At 70.7% G+C, this 19,953-nt stretch carries 17 protein-coding genes; 7 read left to right on the top strand and 10 right to left on the bottom strand.

Annotation, left to right across the window (positions count from 1 at the left end; all coding sequences use genetic code 11):
* Positions 1-141: 141 nt before the first annotated feature.
* Both J8M51_RS45080 and J8M51_RS45075 read left to right on the top strand, forming a co-directional pair.
* Positions 142-1,893 carry an LCP family protein gene (locus tag J8M51_RS45080; protein ID WP_086755888.1) on the top strand — a complete coding sequence of 584 codons (1,752 nt, stop codon included), beginning with the start codon at positions 142-144 and terminating at the stop codon, positions 1,891-1,893.
* A gap of 260 nt (positions 1,894-2,153) precedes the next feature.
* On the top strand, positions 2,154-3,866 hold the full coding sequence (locus J8M51_RS45075) for an LCP family protein (protein WP_086755889.1): 1,713 nt from the start codon (positions 2,154-2,156) through the stop codon (positions 3,864-3,866).
* 78 nt (positions 3,867-3,944) lie between these two features.
* Here J8M51_RS45075 and J8M51_RS45070 read toward each other — a convergent pair whose 3' ends face one another.
* The gene (locus tag J8M51_RS45070) at positions 3,945-4,973 is read right to left on the bottom strand and encodes a glycosyltransferase family 2 protein (protein WP_086755890.1); all 1,029 of its coding nucleotides are present in this window, start codon (positions 4,971-4,973) and stop codon (positions 3,945-3,947) included.
* A 68-nt stretch (positions 4,974-5,041) separates the two neighbouring features.
* Between J8M51_RS45070 and J8M51_RS45065 the strand changes: the two genes are divergently transcribed.
* Together J8M51_RS45065 and J8M51_RS45060 are read left to right on the top strand one after the other, a co-directional pair.
* Positions 5,042-6,568 carry an LCP family protein gene (locus J8M51_RS45065; protein ID WP_256964724.1) on the top strand — a complete coding sequence of 509 codons (1,527 nt, stop codon included), beginning with the start codon at positions 5,042-5,044 and terminating at the stop codon, positions 6,566-6,568.
* 135 nt (positions 6,569-6,703) lie between these two features.
* On the top strand, positions 6,704-7,972 hold the full coding sequence (locus tag J8M51_RS45060) for an LCP family protein (protein WP_086755892.1): 1,269 nt from the start codon (positions 6,704-6,706) through the stop codon (positions 7,970-7,972).
* A 72-nt stretch (positions 7,973-8,044) separates the two neighbouring features.
* Here J8M51_RS45060 and J8M51_RS45055 read toward each other — a convergent pair whose 3' ends face one another.
* Together J8M51_RS45055 and J8M51_RS45050 are read right to left on the bottom strand one after the other, a co-directional pair.
* On the bottom strand, positions 8,045-8,410 hold the full coding sequence (locus J8M51_RS45055) for a four-helix bundle copper-binding protein (RefSeq protein ID WP_086755893.1): 366 nt from the start codon (positions 8,408-8,410) through the stop codon (positions 8,045-8,047).
* 103 nt (positions 8,411-8,513) lie between these two features.
* A complete protein-coding gene (locus J8M51_RS45050) occupies positions 8,514-9,671 on the bottom strand; it encodes an acyl-CoA dehydrogenase (RefSeq protein WP_086755894.1) in 1,158 nt (385 codons plus the stop codon).
* Positions 9,672-9,890: 219 nt separating this feature from the next.
* On the opposite strand from J8M51_RS45050, the gene J8M51_RS45045 reads away from it, so the two are divergent.
* Entirely contained in the window at positions 9,891-11,234 is a 1,344-nt protein-coding gene (locus J8M51_RS45045; protein ID WP_086755895.1) for a UDP-glucose dehydrogenase family protein, read from the top strand.
* Between the two features lie 121 nt (positions 11,235-11,355).
* Here J8M51_RS45045 and J8M51_RS45040 read toward each other — a convergent pair whose 3' ends face one another.
* The gene (locus J8M51_RS45040; RefSeq protein ID WP_086755896.1) at positions 11,356-11,862 is read right to left on the bottom strand and encodes a CGNR zinc finger domain-containing protein; all 507 of its coding nucleotides are present in this window, start codon (positions 11,860-11,862) and stop codon (positions 11,356-11,358) included.
* A 105-nt stretch (positions 11,863-11,967) separates the two neighbouring features.
* Between J8M51_RS45040 and J8M51_RS45035 the strand changes: the two genes are divergently transcribed.
* The gene (locus J8M51_RS45035) at positions 11,968-12,330 is read left to right on the top strand and encodes a VOC family protein (protein ID WP_086755897.1); all 363 of its coding nucleotides are present in this window, start codon (positions 11,968-11,970) and stop codon (positions 12,328-12,330) included.
* 64 nt (positions 12,331-12,394) lie between these two features.
* Here J8M51_RS45035 and J8M51_RS45030 read toward each other — a convergent pair whose 3' ends face one another.
* The 4 genes from J8M51_RS45030 to J8M51_RS45015 all read right to left on the bottom strand — a co-directional run bounded on the left by J8M51_RS45030 (position 12,395) and on the right by J8M51_RS45015 (position 16,929).
* Positions 12,395-13,804 (bottom strand): dipeptidase, encoded by a 1,410-nt coding sequence (locus tag J8M51_RS45030; RefSeq protein WP_256964727.1) that lies wholly within the window; start codon positions 13,802-13,804, stop codon positions 12,395-12,397.
* Positions 13,805-13,964: 160 nt separating this feature from the next.
* Complete coding sequence (locus J8M51_RS45025) at positions 13,965-15,152, bottom strand: dipeptidase (RefSeq protein WP_086755905.1); 1,188 nt, start codon at positions 15,150-15,152, stop codon at positions 13,965-13,967.
* Between the two features lie 104 nt (positions 15,153-15,256).
* Positions 15,257-15,793: a 5-(carboxyamino)imidazole ribonucleotide mutase gene (gene purE / locus J8M51_RS45020; protein WP_086755898.1), complete on the bottom strand. Its 537-nt coding sequence runs from the start codon at positions 15,791-15,793 to the stop codon at positions 15,257-15,259.
* The gene (locus tag J8M51_RS45015; protein ID WP_086755899.1) at positions 15,790-16,929 is read right to left on the bottom strand and encodes a 5-(carboxyamino)imidazole ribonucleotide synthase; all 1,140 of its coding nucleotides are present in this window, start codon (positions 16,927-16,929) and stop codon (positions 15,790-15,792) included. Before J8M51_RS45015 ends, purE begins: the two co-directional genes overlap by 4 nt.
* Positions 16,930-17,137: 208 nt before the next feature.
* Between J8M51_RS45015 and J8M51_RS45010 the strand changes: the two genes are divergently transcribed.
* A complete protein-coding gene (locus J8M51_RS45010) occupies positions 17,138-17,692 on the top strand; it encodes a GtrA family protein (protein WP_086755900.1) in 555 nt (184 codons plus the stop codon).
* 177 nt (positions 17,693-17,869) lie between these two features.
* On the opposite strand, the gene J8M51_RS45005 is transcribed toward J8M51_RS45010, so the two are convergent.
* Positions 17,870-19,138 carry an ATP-binding protein gene (locus J8M51_RS45005; protein WP_086755901.1) on the bottom strand — a complete coding sequence of 423 codons (1,269 nt, stop codon included), beginning with the start codon at positions 19,136-19,138 and terminating at the stop codon, positions 17,870-17,872.
* 110 nt (positions 19,139-19,248) lie between these two features.
* Positions 19,249-19,926 carry a response regulator transcription factor gene (locus tag J8M51_RS45000; RefSeq protein WP_028797028.1) on the bottom strand — a complete coding sequence of 226 codons (678 nt, stop codon included), beginning with the start codon at positions 19,924-19,926 and terminating at the stop codon, positions 19,249-19,251.
* Between the last annotated feature and the right edge of the window lie 27 nt (positions 19,927-19,953).

Genomic DNA, 19,953 nt, shown 5'->3' with positions numbered 1-19,953 from the left:
TCGCTTGACGCGTGATCGGGCAGCTAGTGTGAGCGATCCGGTGCGTCAGGCCTTCTCGGTCGCGCACCACTTGCATCGAGAGCCGAGCGTCTTTTGAGGGGGGAAGGCGCCGCGTGGCCCCGACGGAGGAATCAGACAACCGTGGACGCGCAAGGCCGTGGGCGGGCGGATGACATCGACCCCGCAGACCAGTGGGTACTCAACCCGAGCACCGGTGAATACGAACTGCGACTGAGTCCTTCCGCACCGCAATCGGCGGTGCCGAGGCCGCGTCGGGCCGCGCCCGCCGCGTCGGGCGCCAGGGGGGCGGGCACCACCACGCGTTCCGCGTCGGTGGGCACGGACACCCGGGAGATCCCCGACACGCTGCCGGGTCCCCGGCGCCGTCGGGGTGTGCCCGAGGAGGACCCGCTGCCGGGTCGCCGGGGCGGCCGGGGCAAGGCCAAGGCCAAGCCGAAGAAGTCCACGGGCAAGCGGATACTGGTGTGGACGGGCGGCACGCTGGCCTTCCTGCTGGTCGGGGTCAGCGCCGCGGGCTACCTGTACTACCAGCACCTCAACAACAACATCCAGAAGATCTCGGACGACGGCGCGAGCACCGGCGGCTTCAGCAAGGACCGGGCGATCAACCTGCTGGTGATCGGCACGGACAAGCGGACCGGCGCGGGCAACGAGAGTTACGGCGACAAGGAGAGCGTCGGCCACGCCGACACCACGATCCTGCTGCACGTCTCCAAGGACCGTACGAACGCGACCGCGATGAGCATCCCGCGCGACATGATCGTGGACATCCCGGACTGCCTCACCACACAAGAGGACGGCTCCAAGAAGAACATCGCGGGCACGAACGACGTGCGGTTCAACACCAGCCTCGGCCAGGACGGCCGCACCCCGAGCTGCACGATGCGCACGGTCACCGAGCTGACCGGGATCACCCCCGACCACTTCATGGTCGCCGACTTCAACGCGGTGAAGACGCTCTCCACGGCCATCGGCGGTGTCGAGGTCTGTCTGGCGAAGGACATCAAGGACTCCAAGTCCAAGCTGGACCTCAGCGCCGGCAAGCACACGATCCAGGGCGAGGAGGCGCTGGCGTTCCTGCGCACCCGCTACAGCGTGGGCCTCGGCAGCGACCTGAGCCGGATCGAGCTCCAGCAGCAGTTCCTCAGCTCGATGATCCGGCAGATGAAGTCGAAGGACACGCTGACCGACCCGACGAAGGTGCTGGACCTCGCGGAGGCCGCGACCAGCGCGCTGTCCGTCGACTCGAAGATCTCCGACATCAAGAAGCTGGCCTCGCTCGGCCAGGAGGTCGGCAAGGTCAAGACGAAGAACATCACCTTCACCACCGTGCCGGTCATCGACAACACCGACGGCGCGACCGTGCTGCCCACGCCGGGCAAGGCCGAGCAGCTGTTCTCGACGATCCGCGACGACATCTCGCTCACCGAGGTGAAGAAGCAGAAGAAGGCGAAGGAGGCCGCGAAGCTCAAGGGCGAGCGCGCCGACGCCTCCGAGGTCCGGGTCAGCGTCTACAACGGCGGGGCCGAGGCCGGCAGCGCACAGGCCACTCTCAGCTGGCTGCAGAATGATGTCGGCGTGACCAAGTCGAGCCAGCTCGGCAACGCCGACAAGACGTTGAAGAAGACGACCCTCGCGTACGACCCCGACCAGGCCGACCAGGCGCGCAAGCTGGCCGATCTGATGGGGCTGTCCGCGTCCGCGCTGAAGCCCGGCAAGGGCAACAGCGAGACCAACTCCCAGGGCCTGCCGTCGATGGTGCTGACCCTGGGCGAGGACTTCAAGGGTGCCGGGGTGTCGCTGAGCGCGGCGTCGGCGGCGGATCTGGACGTCGAGAAGAACACCGCAGACAAGGAAAAGTGCGCCAGTTGATGACCTGAGGGGGTCAGGGCGCGTCTTACCGGACGCGAGTGCGGGGTCACACCGGTTTCACCTCTGATGGCTGCCGGGCGGGCGCGGGAACGCGCCCGGCCGGTCGGTTCTCGATGCCCGTACGCCGTCCGCCCGGAGTGTCATCCGGCCGGAACGCATGACGCGTTCAACAGAACATGAGTACATCCGAGTCGGGGTCTCGACAGTCCAACAGGAGGCGGGGAAGGCCCCGCCACGGCAGGGTGGGGAGGGGCAGGGAGATGGTACGGAGTGACGTGCGCGGGGACGGGGGGCGACCGCGCGTCGAGGAACCCGGCGAGGACGGGGACCTGGAACCGCAGGAGGGCTCGTCGTCCGGCTCGGACGGCGACACGGACGGCGACGGCGACGCGGACGTCAGAGTCCCCGAGCAGGGCGGACGGAAGCGCCGGAGCGGTGGCAACGGCGCCGGCGGCGACGGCGGTGGACGGGGGCGCGCGAAGACCGCCGGGAGACCCCGGCGCAGACGGGCGCTGCGCTGGTCGGCGACGGTCCTGGCGGTCGTGATACTCGGCACCGCGGGTGCGGGCTATCTCTACTTCCAGCACCTCAACGGCAACATCAAGAAGGAGAAGCTGAACCTCGGCGACACGAAGATCGCCGAGCCGACGCCCAACGCCTTCGGCCAGACCCCGCTGAACATCCTGCTCATCGGCTCGGACGCGCGGGACACCGAGGAGAACCAGAAGCTCGGCGGCGCCCGGGACACCTTCGACGGCCCGCCGCTCGCCGATGTGCAGATGCTGCTGCACCTGTCCGCCGACCGCTCCAACATGTCGGTCGTCAGCATGCCCCGCGACACCCTGCTCCCCATCCCCAAGTGCACGGACCCCGACAGCGGGGACGTGTACGACGCGTCCACCCAGGCGATGACCAACGACTCGCTGCGCCGCGGCGGCCCCGGCTGCACGGTCGCCACCTGGCAGGAGCTGACCGGGATCCGCATCGACCACTTCATGATGGTCGACTTCGCCGGTGTGGTGTCGATGGCCGACGCGATCGGCGGTGTGCCGGTGTGCGTGACCGACAACATCTACTCGCACACCAGCGCGGGCAAGGGCTCGGGCCTGAAGCTGGAGAAGGGCACCACGTACATCAAGGGCAAGCAGGCCCTGCAGTGGCTGCGCACCCGGTACGGCTTCGAGGACGGCAGCGACATCGCGCGGGCCAAGGCGCAGCACCAGTACATGAACGCGATGGTCCGCGAGCTGCGCGAGAACGCCACGATCACCAACCCGAACAAGCTGCGCAACCTGGCGGAGGAGGCCACCAAGGCGCTCACCGTCGACGAGAGCCTCGGCACGGTGACCAAGCTCTACGACCTCAGCACCGAGCTGCGCAAGGTCGAGCCGGCCCGGATCACGATGACGACGATGCCGTACACCTATGTCGGTGCCCGGGTCGTGCCCAAGGAGGGCGACGCGGAGAAGCTGTTCCGGCTGGTGCGTGAGGACATCGCGCTGGACGGCAAGGACAAGAAGAGAACCACGACCGAGGACGCGGCCTCCGACGACCCGGCGGCGGCGAAGGACAAGATCGGGGTGCTGGTGCAGAACGGCACCATGACCTCCACGCTCGCCCCGGTGGCCGGCCGCGCGCACACGGTGTCGCAGCTGCTCGTCGAGGAGGGTTTCGCCAAGTCCTCGTCCGACGCGTCCACCGCGCTCACCGAGGACAAGACCGTCGTGCGCTATCCGAGCGCCGACCTGGAGGGCGACGCCCAGGTGGTCGCCAAGGCCCTCGGCATCCCGCTGGGCCAGGTGGAGAAGTCCACGAACGTCTCCGGGGTCACCCTCGTCGTCGGCGCCGACTGGCGCGAGGGGAAGACGTACGAGGCCGAGAAGGAGGACGACACGACCCCCGAGTCGGCGGACGCCCTCAACGGCGCGAACGAGAAGGCCTGCATGAAGGTCGACCCGGGCTTCACCTGGTGACCGCGGAAGCCGTCCGTGCATGAGCCGGGGCCCCTCACACGATCGCGTGAGGGGCCCCGGCTCGTACGTGCGGTGTGCTCAGCCCTCGGCCAGGACCGCCGGGCGGCGGGAGGCGATGACCTTCTTCGCCAGGGAGCGGGGGCTGGTGAGGAAGCCGAAGCCCCAGGACATGTGCATGGTGGCGAGGGCGACGGGGATCTGCAGACGGGCCTTGAGCGGCAGCCCCTTGCCCGCCGGGACCGAGCCCGCGACGATCGCCGCGAGATAGCCGCCGGGGATGAGATAGCCGAGCGGGGTCAGCAGGCCGCCCACCAGGACACCGGCCACGATCGCGCACACCGCGGTCGGCGGGGCGAGATAGCGCAGGTTGATGGAGCCCTCGTGGTAGCGGGCGACGACGTGGCGCCAACGCCCGTAGTCCTTGTACTGCTTGGCGAGCGCCTTCACGCTGGGCCGCGGCCGGTACGACACCCGCAGCTCGGGCGAGAACCAGATCAGACCGCCGGCCTCGCGGATGCGGAAGTTCAGCTCCCAGTCCTGGGCCCGGATGAACTCGACGTTGTAGCCGTCCTGCCGCTCCAGCGCCTCGCGCCGGAAGACGCCCAGGTAGACCGTCTCGGCGGGACCGGCCTGGCCGCCCGTGTGGAAGGCGGCGTTGCCCACGCCGATCTTCGAGGTCATGGCGGCGGCGACCGCGTGCTCCCAGTCGTTCTCGCCCTCGGCGTGCATGATCCCGCCGACGTTCTGCGCGCCGGTCTCCTCCAGGAGCCGTACGGCGGTGGCGATGTAGTTCGGCGAGAGGATGCCGTGGCCGTCGACGCGCACCACGATCGGGTGACGGGATGCCTTGATCGCGGCGTTGAGCGCGGCGGGCGTGCGCCCGGTGGGATTCGGGACGGTGTGCACACGCGGGTCCTCGGCCACGAGCTGGGCCGCGATCTCGTCCGTGCGGTCCTTGGACGGACCGAGGGCGATCACGACCTCCATCTCGCCGGCGTACTCCTGCGCGAGGATCGCTTGGACGGCTCCGCGCAGATGCCGCTCCTCGTCGAGGACGGGCATGATCACGGACACGGCGGGGAGCGGCACGTCGGGCTTGGCGTTCATAGAGGGCTCACGTTACCGCGAACGGGGGACACCGACGCGCGCCGCCCGGTCGCGTGCGCGGGGCACGGATGCCGGGACCCTACGGTGCTCAAGGTTCTCTGGCTTCTCCCTCTTCGTCGCCCCCTTCCCCGACCGGTCCCGCGGAGGTGTCCCCCGTGTCCGCACCGCCCCGCCGCCCAGCCCGTCCGCAGCAGCCCCGGCCCCCCGTGCGTCCCCGGCGGCGGAGCTGGGCCATGCGGGCGGTGACCACGCTCTCGGTGGTGGTGCTGGCCGCCGCGGGGATCGGGCACGCGGTGGTGACCCGCCTGGACAACGAGATCACCCGGGTCGACGCCTTCAAGGACATGAAGAACCGCCCCGAGGCGGGCCACGGCATGAACGTCCTGCTGGTCGGCACCGACGGCCGCGACCGGATCAGCGAGGAGGAGCGGCGGAAGTACCGGCTGGGCGGCGCCCCCTGCCACTGCACGGACACGATGATGATCGTGCACATCTCGGAGGACCGGGAGCGCGCGAGCGTCGTGAGTCTGCCGCGCGACTCGTACGCCGAGATCCCCGAGCACACCGACCGCACCACCGGGAAGACGCACCCGGCGCACCCGGTCAAGCTGAACGCGGCCTACGCGGAGGGCGGGCCGGGGCTCACCGTGCGGACGGTCGAGCACATGACGAAGGTGAAGATCGACCACTACGTCGAGGTCGACTTCACCAGCTTCATGCGGACCGTGGACGTCCTCGGGGGCGTCCGGATCTGCACGACCCGCCCCCTGAAGGACAGCTACACCGGCCTCGACCTGCCCGCAGGCACCCATGACCTGGACGGCGGCCAGGCCCTGCAGTACGTCCGCTCGCGGCACGCGGACGGCTCCTCCGACCTCGGCCGGATGAAGCGGCAGCAGCGTTTCATGGCGTCCCTGATGTCCCAGGCCACCTCCTCCGGGGTGCTGCTCAACCCGATGAAGTTCCGCGACATCACCCAGGCCGTCCTCGGTTCCGTCCGCGCCGACAAGGAGTTCGGCACCGGTGAGCTGATCGACCTCGGCCGGGCGATGCGCAACCTCACCCCGGCGTCCTCCGAGTTCACCACCGTGCCGATCGGGCGCATGGGGTACGCGGTGGAGGGCATCGGCTCGACGCTCAAGTGGGACGACGCCAAGTCGGCCCGGCTCTTCGGGGCCCTGCGTGACGACCGCCCCCTCGCCCCCTTCAAGGTCCGCGGCACCTACGCGCTCGTCGACGTGGCCCCGCAGCAGATCCGCGTCCAGGTCGAGAACGGCACGGCGGTCGAGGGCCTCGGCAGGAAGATGGACCGCGAGCTGGCCGCGACGGGCTTCCGCACCACGAAGACGCCGGTGAACGCCCCCCGGCAGAACGTCACCCGCAGCGTGGTCTTCTACGACCCGCGCTGGGACCGCTCGGCCCGCTCCCTCGCCGCCGCGCTCCCCGGTTCGGAGCTGCGGCCGGTCCGGGCCCAGGGCCCCACCCTCAGGGTGGTCGCCGGCACGGACTTCAAGGGTGTCCGCAAGGTACGCGCCGAGGACCCGGAACAGGGCGAGTCCGGGGTGGTGCGGGGCGACCAGGTGTCCTGCGCCTGAGAAGGGCCGGCACCGCCCGGGCGGACCCCGCACTGTTCGACTTGAGTGCGATTTGTGTCAGCTTGGCAACAGCACTGCTCTGGTTTTTCGTCGACCCTTGTAAAGGACACAGCCCGACCCGGCACACTGGGGCGCATGAACGATTGGCCCGAGGGATGGTCCGGCAACAACCGCGGCGGCGACTACGCCCAGCCCGATGGACCGCGTGTGATGCGCCAGGTCCGTCGCGGCCCGTCGGCACCCCCTCAGGGTGGTGTGCCCCAGCAGCCGGCGTACGGCGACCCGTACGGCGACGGCTACGGCAACAACGGCCCCGACCAGTACAGCGGCGGCCACAACAGCGACTACAACACCGGCCAGGTCTACGGCGCCGGTGGCGGCGGTGACGGCTACGGCGGCGGCCGGGGCGGGCGTCCCGCGCCGGACTGGCGGCGTCGTATCAAGCTCACGGCGATCACGGTCACCGTGGTGGTGCTGGCGACGACGATCGGCACGTACTTCTGGGCCGACTCCAAGCTGAACCGCGAGGTCGACCTGTCGAAGGTCATCGAGCGGCCGGCCGAGGGCGAGGGCACCAACTACCTGATCGTCGGTTCCGACAGCCGTGAGGGCCTGTCCGACGAGCAGAAGAAGGAGCTCCACACCGGGTCCGCCGACGGCAAGCGCACGGACTCGATGATGATCCTGCACACCGGGTCGAACGGCCCGACGCTGGTGTCGCTCCCCCGGGACTCCAACGTCGAGATCCCGACCTTCGTCGGCTCCGAGTCCGGCAAGACCTTCAAGGGCACCGGCCGCCAGGTGAAGCTGAACGCGGCGTACGCGGAGGACGGGCCCGAGCTGCTGGTCCGTACCGTCGAGGCCAACACGGGCCTGCGCATCGACCACTACGTGGAGATCGGCTTCGCCGGTTTCGCGAACATCGTCGACGCGGTCGGCGGTGTGGAGATCGACATCCCCAAGGGCGGTCTGAAGGACACCAAGTCCGGCGCGAACTTCGAGGCGGGCAAGCAGACGCTGAACGGCGAGCAGTCCCTCGCCTTCGTCCGCACCCGTTACGCCCTCGCGCGCAGCGACCTGGACCGTACGAAGAACCAGCAGAAGTTCCTCGCGGCCCTCGCCGGCCAGACGGCGACGCCGAGCACGGTGCTGAACCCGTTCAAGCTGTATCCGACGATGAGCGCCGGTCTGGACACCCTGATCGTCGACAAGGACATGAGCCTGTTCGACCTGGCCGACATGTTCTGGGCGATGAAGGGCGTGACGGGCGGCGACGGCAAGTCGATGAACATGCCGATCTCGGGCAACGCCGGCAACGGCAACCTCCAGTGGGACACCGCGAAGGTGAAGCAGCTGGTGGAGCAGTTGAAGAACGACGAGACGGTGACGGTGTCGGACAACTGACCCATGCGGCACGCGGCACACGGCTGAGGGGCACCCCGTGACGGGGTGCCCCTCAGCCGTTCACCGGTCGGGTCAGGCGGTCGCGCCCGCCATCGCCCGGCAGGTCTCCGAGCAGCGGCGACACGCTTCCGCGCACCTCATCAGCTGCGGATCGTCCGGCATGGACATACACGCCTCGGCGCACATGTCACAGGCGCGGGCACACATCGCGCACATCTCGGCGGACAGCGGCGAGCGGCGCATCATCATGTCCGCGCACATACGGGTCATCTCTGCGCAGTCCATCAGGGCGCGCATGATCTGCATCTGGGCCTGGCCGCCGGCCTGCATGCAGGAGCTCATGGTCTCCTCGCACACGCTGTGGCAGGTCATGCAGGCGTTGACGCAGTCCTGCATCTCCTTGCTCATGGCGGTCATGGCTCCGGTGTGCTGCGTCATGGCTCCTCCTGGGGGTGGTGGGGAGTGCGGGGCCCGGGACCGGACTCCGCACTTCCGTCCTACGCCTCCCCGCCCCCGCCCGCCACCGCGCCGGAGGAGGTTGTTACGGCAGGTTGCGCGCCATGACGATGCGCTGGACCTGGTTGGTGCCCTCGTAGATCTGGGTGATCTTGGCGTCGCGCATCATGCGCTCGACCGGGTAGTCGCGGGTGTAGCCGTAGCCGCCGAGGAGCTGGACGGCGTCCGTGGTGACCTCCATGGCGACGTCGGAGGCGAAGCACTTGGCGGCGGCGCCCTGGAAGGTGAGGTCCTTGTCGCCGCGCTCGGACTTGGCGGCGGCCTGGTAGGTGAGGGCGCGGGCGGCCTCGACCTTCATGGCCATGTCGGCGAGCATGAACTGGATGCCCTGGAAGTCGGCGATCGGCTTGCCGAACTGCTTGCGCTCCTGGACATAGCCCTTGGCGTAGTCGAGGGCGCCCTGGGCGACACCGAGGGCCTGGGCGGCGATGGTGATCCGGGTGTGGTCCAGGGTCTTCATCGCCGTGGCGAAGCCGGTGCCCTCCTCGCCGATGATGCGGTCGGCGGGGATGCGGACGTTGTCGAGGTAGACCTCGCGGGTCGGGGAGCCCTTGATGCCGAGCTTCTTCTCCGGGGCGCCGAAGGAGACGCCCTCGTCGGACTTCTCGACGACGAAGGCGGAGATGCCCTTGGAGCGCTTCTCCGGGTCCGTGACGGCCATCACCGTGTAGTACTCGGACTCGCCGGCGTTGGTGATCCAGCGCTTCACGCCGTTGAGGATCCAGTGGTCGCCGTCGCGGACCGCGCGGGTCTTCATGCCGGCCGCGTCGGAACCGGCGTCCGGCTCGGAGAGGCAGTACGAGAACATCGCGTCGCCCTTGGCGAGCGGGCCCAGGTACTTCTTCTTCAGCTCCTCGGAGCCGGAGAGGATCACGGGCAGCGAGCCGAGCTTGTTGACGGCCGGGATGAGGGAGGAGGAGACACAGGCACGGGCCACCTCCTCGATCACGATGACCGTGGCGAGCGCGTCGGCGCCGGCGCCGCCGTACTCCTCGGGCACGTGCACGGCGTGCAGGTCATTGGCGACCAGCGCGTCCAGCGCCTCCCGCGGGAAGCGGGCCTCCTCGTCCACGGCGGCGGCGTGGGGCGCGATCTTCGCCTCGGCGAGGGAACGGATCGCGTCACGGAGCATGTCGTGCTCCTCGGACGGGCGGTACAGGTCGAAATCAGCCGATCCGGCCAAGGTCTCTCACGCTCCTGACGCTAACTACCGTTAAGTAACACAAATTTTAGAGCCCTGCCCGTGCGACGGGTACGTGAGTTTGACGACAGGACGCGGTCCCCCTGGGGGGAATCTGCCCGATGAAGGGCTCGGACACGCCCCGACTATGCTCACGTGCACGCGTGCACACGGCTGTGCACGCCCGCACAGCCCCCACGGCCGGACAGCACAGGAGCACTCATGGCCCTCAAGATCACCGTGATCGGCACCGGCTATCTCGGCGCGACACACGCCGCGGCCATGGCCGAGCTGGGGTTCGAGGTGCTCGGGCTCGATGTCGTCGAAGAGAAGATCGACATGCTGCGGCGGGGCGCGGTCCCGATGTACGAGCCGGGCCTGGAGGAGCTGCTGCGCAGGCATGTCGCCGGCATCGAGGGGTCCAGCGGGCGGCTGCGCTTCACCACCGACTACGCCGAGGTCGCGGCCTTCGGTGACGTCCACTTCGTCTGTGTGAACACCCCGCAGCGGCACGGCGAGTACGCCTGCGACATGTCCTACGTGGACGCGGCCTTCGCCTCGCTCGCCCCGCATCTGACGGGCCCGGCCCTGGTGGTCGGCAAGTCGACGGTGCCGGTGGGCTCCGCGGACCGGCTGGCCGCCTATCTCGCCGAGCACGCGCCGGCCGGGGCGGACGCCGAACTGGCCTGGAACCCGGAGTTCCTGCGCGAGGGCTTCGCCGTGAACGACACCCTGCACCCGGACCGGATCGTGGTCGGGGTGCGCAGTGAGCGCGCCGAGAAGCTGATGCGCGAGGTGTACGCGACGCCGGTCGGCGAGGGCTCGCCCTTCGTCCTGACCGACTTCCCGACCGCCGAGCTGGTGAAGACCTCCGCCAACTCCTTCCTCGCCACCAAGATCTCCTTCATCAACGCCATGGCCGAGATGTGCGAGGCCTCCGGGGGCGATGTCGCCAAGCTGGCGGAGGCCATCGGGCACGACGACCGGATCGGCAGGAAGTTCCTGCGGGCCGGGATCGGCTTCGGCGGCGGCTGTCTGCCGAAGGACATCCGTGCGTTCATGGCGCGCGCCGGTGAGCTGGGCGCCGACCAGGCGCTGACGTTCCTGCGCGAGATCGACTCCATCAACATGCGCCAGCGCGGTCAGATGGTGGAGCTGGCCCGGCAGGCGCTGGGCGGCGGCTCCTTCCTCGGCAAGCGGGTCGCGGTCCTCGGCGCCACCTTCAAGCCCAACTCCGACGACGTACGCGACTCCCCCGCGCTCAACGTGGCCGGGCAGATCCACCTCCAGGGCGGCCAGGTCACCGTCTACGACCCCAAGGGCATGGACAACGCCCGGCGGCTCTTCCCGACGCTCGGGTACGCCGACACCGCGCTGGACGCCGTACGGGGCGCCGACATCGTGCTGCACCTGACGGAGTGGGGCGAGTTCCGCGAGCTGGACCCGGCGGCGCTCGGCGAGGTGGCGTCGACCCGGCTGGTGCTGGACGGCCGTAACGCGCTGGACCCGCAGCTGTGGCGGCAGGCGGGCTGGACGTACCGGGCGATGGGGCGGCCGACCGCGTAGCCGACTGTCGGAGTGCCGCAAGGGCACGGCAGGGCGACACCGTTCCGGCCGAGGCTCAGTCGGCCGGAACGGCGTCTTTCCATATTCTCCACCGTTCCGGCGCCCGGCGGGGGCGAAGCGCTTACTTCGCTCGGTAGCGGCGCATCTTCGCGCGGGCGCCGCACACCCGCATCGAGCACCAGCGGCCCCGGCCGGCCGGGCTGCGGTCGTAGTACGCCCAGTGGCAGTCGGGGGCCTCGCAGGCCTTGAGGCGCTGCCAGGTGCCGGCGGTGAGGGCCTCCGCGACGGCCGCGGCCACCCGGGAGAGCAGAGGGGCCGGGTCGGCGGCGGGGCGCAGGGTCGCGGAGCCGTCCTCGGCGCGGACCACGACGACGAGCGGGGCGGCGGCCAGAAGCTCGCCGAGCGGGGTCACCGGGCCGTGCGGTACGTGTCCGGCGTGGGCGAGCAGGGTCGCGCGCAGGGACTCCCGCAGCCCGCGTACGTCCGTCAGGTCCTCGGCGTCCGTCAGGCCCAGGCGGGCGCGGCCCTCCGGGGTGTCCAGCGCGTCGGCGCCCGACTCCAGGTCCAGCGTGTTCACCAGGCTCTCCACGAGGGCCAGGCCGCCGGGGGCGGACGGTCTCTCACTCATGCCACGAAGTTACCTCTTGAGGGGATGCATGAGGTAACCGTTACTGGTTACCCTCCCCTAGAGGTAACCGATCTCTCATGCGCAGCAACGAGCAAGGAGAAGGCCATGGCCGTCGCCAAGCTGGATGTCGTCGTTCTGGACTGTCCCGACCCGGCCGCGCTCGCCGGTTTCTACGCCGAGGTGGTCGGCGGGACGGTCAGTGGAGAGGGGGACTGGGTGAACCTGGAGGTGCCGGGCGGGGGCGCGCGGCTGGCGTTCCAGAAGGCGCCGGGGTTCGTGGCGCCCGCGTGGCCCTCGGCGGATCGGTCGCAGCAGTTCCATCTCGATCTGAACGTGGAGGACATGGACGCGGCGGAGAAGGAGGTGCTGGCGCTGGGGGCGACGGTGCTGGACGCGGCGGACCGTGAGCGGGGGTTCCGGGTGTACGCGGATCCCGCGGGGCATCCGTTCTGTCTGTGCGCGTGCTGAGGCTGTCCGTGCGCGTGCTGAGGTGAGAAGAGGGCCGCGCCCCATTTCGGGGGCGCGGCCCCCGTCAGCCGTCCAGTTCCTCGATGCTCGCCGTCGAGGCCTCGCGGCGGTCCTTCGCCGCGCGTGCCGTGAAGTCGGCGGTGCGCAGGACTCGTTGGACGTTGCCCCAGGTGAGGAGGGCGAGGTCGGGTTCGGACCAGCCCCGGTGCATGAGTTCGGCGACCAGGCGGGGGTAGCAGGAGGCGTCGGTGAGCTCCTGGGGGTGGGCGGCGCCGGAGTCGTAGGTGCCGGAGAGGCCGACGCACTCGGGGCCGGCGATCGCGCGGACGTGGTCGAGGTGGTCGGCGACATCGCGGATCGAGGGGCCGGTCTGCTCAGCGGTGAGCGGCACCATGCACAGGCCACGGGCCTCGCCCAGCGCCGCGAGGAGATCGTCGGCGAGGTTGGCGGGGTGGGGGCGCAGGGCGCCGGCGGCCGAGCGGGTGCACACCACCGGCGCGCGGGAGACCGCGAGCGCCCGGCGGACGGTCTGCTCCGAGGCGCCGGAGAGGTCGGCGAGGACGCCGATGCGGTTCATCTCGCGGACCACCTCCTCGCCGAACCTGCTCAGCCCGGACCCGCCCGCCCAGGACGCGCCGGTGAGGGTGAGGGCTTTGAGGCCGAGCGCGTGCAGGGCGCGCAGGATGCCGAGGGAGTCGCCGATCGCCGGGGCTCCGGCGGGACCGAGCAGCACGGCGACACGGCCGCAGTTGCGGGCGTCGGTGGTCTCCCCCGCGCTGTGCACGAGCCGCAGGCCCTCGGGGTGGGCGTGGACGACCGTCCGGACCAGGTCCAGCTGCTCCAGGGTGGCACCGACGGCCCGCTCGCCCGCGAGGCCGTCGGGCAGGTGCAGCGACCAGAACAGCGCGCCGATGTGGCCCTTGCGCATCCGGGGCACATCCGTGTCCACCCCGCCCTCGCCCAGCTCCAGGTCGTACCGGGGCAGCTGCCGCAGCACCCACGGCAGCCCGCTGTATCCGTCGGCGACGGGGTGCGCGACGAGGAAGGCGTGCGCCTGGTCCAGCTCGGAGGGGGGTTCGGCGACAGCGGTGGCGACGACGCCGTCGGCGGCCGTGGTCCCGGCTTCGGCCTCGGTCCCGGCGTCGTCCTCGGTCCCGGCTTCCTTCGTCCCCGCCACGGTGGTTCCGGCGCTCGTCGGCCCGGTTCCGGGCCCGTCGCCGCCGTCGCCGTGGGCACGGCCACCGGGCGGGCCGCCGACGAGGACCGTGGCGGTGGTACGGCCGCCCTCGGCATAGCCGGTGGCGGCGGCCCCGCCGGCGGCCCTGTCGCCGGGGCGCCGGTCGTCGCCGTGGGCTATCCGCTCCGCCGCCGGGGCGCGCCGGTCGCGTTTCGGCTTGGGCTTGGTCGGGGTGGGGGGCGTGTCGAGTTCGCCGGCCTCCCCTGCGGCCTGCAGTTCGTCCTGCAGATCTGCCATGGCGGACCTCCGTAGCCGTTGGGTGATCGCAGTACTCGTCACCGTGGCACGGAGGCCGCCCGCCTTCCTGCGGGGTGGGGCGTTCGGGTTGTACGGCCGCGGCGGGGCCGCCGTACGCCACCCGGGTGATGCCCGGCGGGCGCCCGGGTGGGGCCCGGTGTCACCCGTCCAGCTGAGCCAACGTCGCGTTCGACGGGCCCGTGCGGGCCTGGAGGTCACGGGCCACGTCCTCCGCCGCGCCCAGCACCCGGACCGCGTTCTGCCAGGTCAGCTTGGCCAGGTCGGTCCGGGACCAACCGCGGTCGAGCAGCTCGGCGATCAGGTTCGGGTAGCAGGAGACGTCGCCGAGGCCGTCCGGGGTGAAGGCCGTGCCGTCGTAGTCGCCGCCGATGCCGAGGTGGTCGACACCGGCCACCTCGCGCATGTGGTCGAGATGGTCCGCGACCGTGGAGACCGTGGCGACCGGGCGGGGGCTGCGCTCCTCGAAGGCGCGGTGGACCGCCATGCCCTCGGGGGTGGTGTCGAGGTGGTGCAGACCGTGGGCCCGCATGTTCTCGTCGGCGGCGGCCGTCCAGTCCACGGCGGCCTGGAGCACGAACTTCGGCACGAACGTCACCATCGCCACTCCCCCGTTGACCGGGAGCCGTTCGAGGACGTCGTCCGGGATGTTGCGGGGGTGGTCGCAGACGGCCCGTGACGAGGAGTGCGAGAAGATCACCGGGGCGACGGAGGTGTCCAGCGCGTCACGCATCGTCGTCGCGGCGACGTGCGAGAGGTCGACGAGCATGCCCTCGCGGTTCATCTCCCGCACGACCGCCCGGCCGAAGGCCGAGAGCCCGCCGACCGCCGCCTTGTCCGTGGCGGAGTCCGCCCAGGCGATGTTGTCGTTGTGGGTGAGCGTCATGTAGCGGACGCCGAGCGCGTACAGCGCCCGCAGCGTGGCGAGGCTGTTGTCGATGGAGTGGCCGCCCTCGGCCCCCATCAGCGAGGCGACCCGGCCCTCGGCACGGGCCGCCTCCATGTCGGCGGCGGTCAGCGCGGCCCGCAGCTCGGCCGGGTAACGGTCGATCAACTGCCGTACGCAGTCGATCTGTTCGAGTGTCGCGGACACCGCCCCGGGCAGGAACGCGGGGTCCGAGGGCACGTACACCGACCAGAACTGCGCGCCGACCCCGCCCGCGCGCAGCCGCGCCAGGTCGGTGTGCAGGAAGGCGCTCTGGTCGATGGCGATGTCCCGCGCGCCGAGGTCGTAGCGGACCTGCTCGCGCAGCGCCCACGGCAGGTCGTTGTGTCCGTCCGCGACCGGGAACTCCCGCAGCAGTTCCCGGGCCGCCTCCATCGATGCCATGTCCATGCCCATACTCATATCCCCCGTGATCCCCGTCATTCCGCGATGTCCACCATGTCCACCATGTTCGCGATGTCCGCGATGTCCGCCCGCTGTCGCCGGGCCTACTTCCCGAAACCGAAGCCGTTGCCGGCGCCCTCGACCTTGGTGCGCAGGCGCTTGCCCTTCTCGGTGGCCTGGTCGTTCAGCTCCTGCTGGAACTCCCGCATCCGGCCGAGGAGTTCCTCGTCGTGCGTGGCCAGGATGCGCGCGGCCAGCAGACCGGCGTTGCGGGCCCCGGCGACGGAGACCGCCGCGACGGGCACACCGGCCGGCATCTGCACGATCGACAGCAGGGAGTCCATGCCGTCGAGGTACTTCAGCGGCACGGGCACACCGATGACCGGCAGCGGGGTCACCGAGGCGAGCATGCCGGGCAGATGGGCGGCGCCGCCCGCACCCGCGATGATCACCTTGAGGCCCCGGCCCGCCGCGTCCTCGCCGTACGCGACCATCTCGCGCGGCATCCGGTGCGCGGAGACGACATCGACCTCGTACGCGATCTCGAACTCGTCGAGGGCCTGCGCGGCGGCCTCCATGACGGGCCAGTCGGAGTCCGACCCCATGACGATGCCCACGACGGGCCCGGCGGCGCTGCTCATTCGGTGATCGTGCCTCTCAGGTATCCGGCGGCGTGACGGGCGCGCTCCAGCACGTCGTCGAGGTCGTCGCCGTAGGTGTTCACGTGTCCGACCTTACGGCCGGGCTTCACGTCCTTGCCGTACATGTGGATCTTGAGCTGCGGGTCGCGGGCCATGCAGTGCAGATACGCGGAGTACATGTCCGGGTAGTCGCCGCCGAGGACGTTGACCATGACGGTCCACCTGGCGCGCGGGCGCGGGTCGCCGAGCGGGAGGTCGAGGACGGCCCGTACGTGGTTGGCGAACTGGCTGGTGATCGCGCCGTCCTGGCTCCAGTGGCCGGAGTTGTGGGGGCGCATGGCCAGTTCGTTGACGAGGATGCGGCCGTCGCGGGTCTGGAACAGCTCGACGGCCAGGTGGCCGACGACGTCCAGTTCCTTGGCGATGCTCAGGGCCATCTCCTCGGCGCGCAGCGCGAGGGCCGGGTCGAGGTCGGGGGCGGGCGCGATGACGGTGTCACAGACGCCGTTCACCTGCTGCGACTCGACGACCGGGTACGCGACGGCCTGGCCGTGCGGCGACCGTACGACGTTGGCCGCCAGCTCCCGCACGAAGTCGACCTTCTCCTCCGCGAGGACCGGGACGCCGGCGCGGAAGGGGTCGGCCGCGTCCTCGACGGACCGGACGACCCAGACGCCCTTGCCGTCGTAGCCGCCGCGGACCGTCTTGAGGATGACCGGAAACCCGTCGCCCTCGGCGGCGAAAGCGGCCACGTCCTCGGGGTCCGCGACGATGCGGTGCCGTGGGCACGGCACACCGATCGCGTCGAGCCTCGCGCGCATCACCCCCTTGTCCTGGGCGTGCTGGAGCGCGTCCGGGCCGGGGCGTACGGGGATGCCGTCCGCCTCCAGTGCCCGTAGATGCTCGGTGGGTACATGTTCGTGATCGAAGGTGATCACGTCGCAGCCCTGCGCGAACGCACGCAGCGTGTCGAGATCGCGGTAGTCGCCGATGACGACATCACCGACGACCTGCGCCGCGGAATCCTGAGGGGTGTCACTGAGGAGCTTGAATCTGATGCCGAGCGGGATGCCCGCCTCGTGTGTCATACGAGCGAGCTGGCCACCGCCGACCATGCCGACTACCGGGAACGTCACGACCCCAGGGTATCGGCCATGGAATCGGCCACTCCCGGGTGCCCGATTTCCCCGCTCATTTCCGCACTGGACCGCCCACGGACCACTCCTGTCTCCCGGCTGTGAGCTTCCGCACAGGCATTGCCCAGGGGCGCTGGTTAGCATGGCTGAACCAGTGGATTTCGACCGAAGATCAACTCATCCCGGATCGCGACGGGGGCCGCACACGATGGGAAGTACCAGCTCGGGCACCGGCTCGGGGGCTGATACCAAGCCCCGCGGCGCCCTGCGTCGACGGTTCGACCTGCTCGTACGGGAGGTCGCCAAGTTCGGCGCGGTGGGCGGGGCGGGGCTCCTGGTGAACCTCGCGGTGTTCAACCTCGTACGGCACACCACCGATCTGCAGGTGGTCCGGGCCAGCGTGACAGCCACGGTCGTCGCCATCGCGTTCAACTACGTGGGCTTTCGCTACTTCACGTACCGGGACCGTGACAAGAGCGGCCGTACGAAGGAGCTGTCGCTGTTCCTGCTGTTCAGCGCGGTCGGACTGGTGATCGAGAACGGCGTCCTCTACACCGCCACGTACGGCTTCGGCTGGGACAGCCCGCTGCAGTCCAACATCTTCAAGTTCCTCGGCATCGGCGTCGCCACCCTCTTCCGCTTCTGGTCCTACCGCACCTGGGTGTTCCGTACCCTCCCGGCCCGCGAGGCGGTGGCCAGCGCGGAATCGTTCCTCGAAGAGGGGGCCGCCCGCCCACGGACGGTGACGGGCAAGCGCCGCTGAGGTCTGCGGCGGCGGTCTGCGGCGGTGGAAAGCGTGGGGCGCAGCCCCGGCTTTTCAGGGGCGCGGGGAACTGCGCGAGAAGCCCCACCGGCCCGCGGTCGCCCTCCCGCGCCTCGGAGCCGCGACCCGTCCGCGAACCCCTACGCTCCAGCCACCGAGGACAACATGGCCGCCGGGCTACCGAACCGGCCGCTCCCCGCCGGCAGGCGTCCGTACCGGCGTACGCGACAGGAACAACCCGAACACCGGCGGCTGCGCCTGAAGCATCTCCAGACGCCCCCCGTCCGCCTCCGCGAGGTCCCGTGCCACGGCCAGCCCGATCCCCGTCGAGTTGCGCCCGCTGATCGCCCGCTCGAAGATCCGCGCCCCGAGGTCGGCGGGCACGCCGGGCCCCTCGTCGGTGACCTCGATCACCGCCTGGTTCCCGGTGACCCGGGTGCGCAGCGCCACCGTGCCCCCGCCGTGCATGAGCGAGTTCTCGATCAGCGCGGCCAGCACCTGCGCGACCGCCCCCGGCGTCCCCACGGCCTGGAGGTGCCGCTTGCCCGAGCTGACCACGGCCCGCCCGGCACTGCGGTAGGCCGGCCGCCACTCCTCCAGCTGCTGCTTGATGACCTCGTCCAGCTCGAAGGAGACCGCGGAGCCGTTGCGGGGGTCGCGGGAGTTGGTGAGGAGCCGTTCCACGACGTCCGTGAGCCGCTCGACCTGGGTGAGCGCGATGTGCGCCTCCTCCTTCACCGTGTCGATGTCGTCGGTGAGGGTGATCTCCTCCAGCCGCATCGACAGCGCGGTCAGCGGCGTGCGCAGCTGGTGGGACGCGTCGGCCGCGAGCCGCCGCTCGGCGGTGAGCATACGGCCGATGCGCTCGGCGGAGGCGTCGAGCACGTCCGCGACCCGGTCCAGCTCGGGGACGCCGTACCGCTTGTGCCGGGGGCGCGGGTCGCCGGAGCCGAGGCGTTCGGCGGTCTCGGCGAGGTCGGTGAGCGGGGAGGCGAGGCGGTTGGCCTGGCGCACCGCGAGGAGGACCGCGGCGATGACGGCGAGGAAGGCGACCGCCGCGATGATCAGCAGCGTACGGCCGACCTCGCGGCTGACCGCCGAGCGGGACTCCTCGACGGTGACGACCTCGTCCTTCTCGCCCTTGGCCTCATGGCGGATGACGTCACCGACCGGCTTGTCGCCGATCTCGATCGTGGACTGCCCGGGGATCTCGATCCGGGCGTAGCGCTCGTCGCCGACCTGGTCCCTGAGGACCTCCGCGGTGATCCGTTCGTCGCCGATGATGCGGCTGTCCACGATGCTCGTCAGCTGGACCGCCTCGGACTCCACGCGTTCCTGGGCGCTGTTGCTGATCGTGCGGGTCTCGACGATGACGAGGGAGACACCGAAGACCGCGATGACGACGAGCACCACGGCGAGGGTGGACTGGATGAGACGGCGACGCACGGGGGCCCTCCGGGCGGGCGGGGTGTTTTACGTGGACCAGTGTGCCTCTGCCCGGTAAGGCGCCCGGCGCCAGGGCCGGACGCCCCCGAGCCGTCGGGCGCCCCGTCCGGTCAGTTCTTCTCGAACCGGAACCCCACACCCCGCACCGTCGCGATGTACCGGGGGTTCGCCGCATCGTCGCCCAGCTTCTTGCGCAGCCAGGAGATGTGCATGTCGAGGGTCTTGGTCGACGACCACCACGTGGTGTCCCAGACCTCGCGCATCAGCTGGTCACGGGTGACGACCCGGCCCGCGTCGCGCACGAGCACGCGCAGCAGGTCGAACTCCTTGGCGGTGAGCTGGAGTTCCTCGTCGCCCATCCACGCCCGGTGCGACTCGACGTCGATCCGCACGCCGTGCGTGGCGGGCGGTTGCGCCGGCTCCGCCGCACCGCGCCGGAGCAGCGCCCGCACACGGGCGAGCAGCTCGGCGAGCCGGAAGGGCTTGGTGACGTAGTCGTCGGCGCCCGCGTCGAGGCCCACGACGGTGTCCACCTCGTCGGCGCGCGCGGTCAGGATGAGGATCGGCACGGTGTGCCCCTCGGCGCGCAGCCGGCGGGCCACCTCCAAGCCGTCCATGCCGGGCAGCCCCAGGTCCAGGACGACCAGGTCGACGCCACCCTGCATTCCGGCGTCCAGCGCGGTGGGGCCGTCCTCGCGGACCTCCACCTCGTACCCTTCCCGGCGCAGTGCGCGAGCCAACGGCTCCGAGATGGACGCGTCGTCCTCGGCGAGCAGTACACGGGTCATGGAGTGATGGTAGTCCGAGAAGAACCG

The sequence above is a fragment of the Streptomyces griseiscabiei genome (genome assembly GCF_020010925.1).
Lineage (GTDB): Bacteria > Actinomycetota > Actinomycetes > Streptomycetales > Streptomycetaceae > Streptomyces > Streptomyces griseiscabiei.
Note: the sequence above shows the minus strand (reverse complement) of the source record. Positions and strands in the feature narration are given on the sequence as shown.